Source organism: Haladaptatus sp. (genome assembly GCF_049589095.1).
Classification (GTDB): domain Archaea; phylum Halobacteriota; class Halobacteria; order Halobacteriales; family Haladaptataceae; genus Haladaptatus.
This window is the reverse complement of record NZ_JBAWAC010000119.1, coordinates 1-1,787: the sequence shown is the minus strand read 5'-3', so window position 1 is coordinate 1,787 and position 1,787 is coordinate 1. Positions and strand designations below refer to the sequence as shown.

The following is a 1,787-nucleotide window of genomic DNA, read 5'->3' as shown; positions in this document are numbered from 1 at the left end:
GTTCAGTACGACTTCGCGAAGTACGCCGTCTCCTCCGCTTCGTCGCCGCAGATGGAACACTCGTCGCCACAGGGTTCCTCGTCGCGGTCGAGTGGCACCATGACGATTTCCGCCGAAATCTGGTCCTTGATCTCCGCCTCACAATCCTCGTCGCCACACCACGCGGTCTTCACGTAGCCGCCGTGCTGGCCGATGGTGCCGAGGATGTCGGCGCGCGAGTCGGCCTCGCGGATGTTCTCTTCGAGGTTCTCCTCCGCCGCCTCGTACATCTTGTCGAACACCACGTCGAAGTGGTTTTCAATGGTTTCGGCGATGTCCGCGCGGTCCTCCACGACGTTCTCGCCGTCGGGTCGGTGAACGACCGTGATCTCGTCGTCTTCGACTTCGTGCGGGCCGATTTCGAAGCGGACGGGGACGCCCTTGAGCTCCCACTCGTTGAACTTGAAGCCGGGGTTGCGCTCGTCGCGGTCGTCGAGTTCGACGCGGACGCCCGCGTCTTCGAGGTCCTCCGCGATGCCCTCGGCGTACGAGAGCACTTCCTCGCGGTTCTCCTCTTGCCAGATGGGGACGATGACGACCTGCTCGGGCGCGAGCGTGGGCGGGCAGACGAAACCCTGCTCGTCGCTGTGGGTCATGATGAGCGCGCCGAGTGCGCGCCACGACAGCCCCCACGAGGTGGTGTGGGCCACGCGCTCGTCCTCGTTTTCGTCGGTGAAGTAGAGGTCGTATGCCTCCGCGAAGCCCTGCCCGAGGTAGTGGCTCGTCGCACCCTGCACCGACTTGCCGTCGGGCATGAGCGCCTCGACGGTCGTCGTGGTGTCCGCACCGGGGAACTTGTCGTGTTCGGGCTTGCGGCCGGGCATGACCGGAATCGCCAGCACCTCCTCGAAGACGCGCTGGTACTGGTCGAGTCGGGTCATCGTCTCGTCCCACGCCTCGTCGCGAGTCTCGTGTGCGGTGTGACCCTCCTGCCAGAGGAACTCCTTCGTGCGGAAGAACGGCTTGGTGTCCGTCGCTTCCCATCGGATCACGCTACACCACTGGTTGAGTCGGAGCGGCAGGTCGCGGTGGCTCCGGACCCACTGGCTCATGAACGGCGTGATGATGCTCTCACTGGTGGGGCGAAACGCGAGGCGTTCGTCGAGTTCGTCGTGCCCGCCGTGGGTCACCCACGCGACTTCCGGATCGAACCCTTCCACGATGTCGCTCTCGCGTTCGAGGTAGCTCTCGGGGATGAGTGCGGGGAAGTAGGCGTTCTGCGCGCCCGTCTCCTTGAACCAGCCGTCGAGGCGCTCCTGCAGGCCCTCCCAGAGGGCGTAGCCGCGGGGTCGGGTCACGATGAACCCGCCCATCGGCGCGTAGTCGGCGAGACCCGCCTTCAGAACCACTTCGGCGTACCAGTCGCCGGGACTGTACGATTTGGACTCGGTGATGCCGAGTTCCTGATCGTCGTTGCTCATTACTCCTACCCAGTCCGGATGCGGTCTTAAATGTCCTGAAGCAACGACACGGAGAGGTGAGTCGGGATGGTTTCGGTTTTGTTGTGATTGCAGTTACTGAGAAGTGGTCCTCGAAAGCCCCCGCCCGGTTCACGAGGACTTCGCGCGCCGTGTAGTTGGTCAGTATCGGCCACCCCGTCCAACCGAGTGGCGCGCGCTGACGAGACGGGTCGGCCAGTGATCCGGCCGACCCGTCTTGGAAAAATCGTGCGAGGGATGACGAAGGGAGCGACAGCGACCGAAGGAATCGGTTGGGGAGGCATGTGGCCCGTTTGCGGTGTGGTCGTT

At 64.1% G+C, this 1,787-nt stretch carries 1 protein-coding gene; it reads right to left on the bottom strand.

Annotated features, from left to right (window positions below):
- Nucleotides 1-2: 2 nt before the first annotated feature.
- On the bottom strand, nucleotides 3-1,460 hold the full coding sequence (gene proS, locus WBV42_RS04070; protein ID WP_423984897.1) for a proline--tRNA ligase: 1,458 nt from the start codon (nucleotides 1,458-1,460) through the stop codon (nucleotides 3-5).
- Nucleotides 1,461-1,787 lie beyond the last annotated feature (327 nt).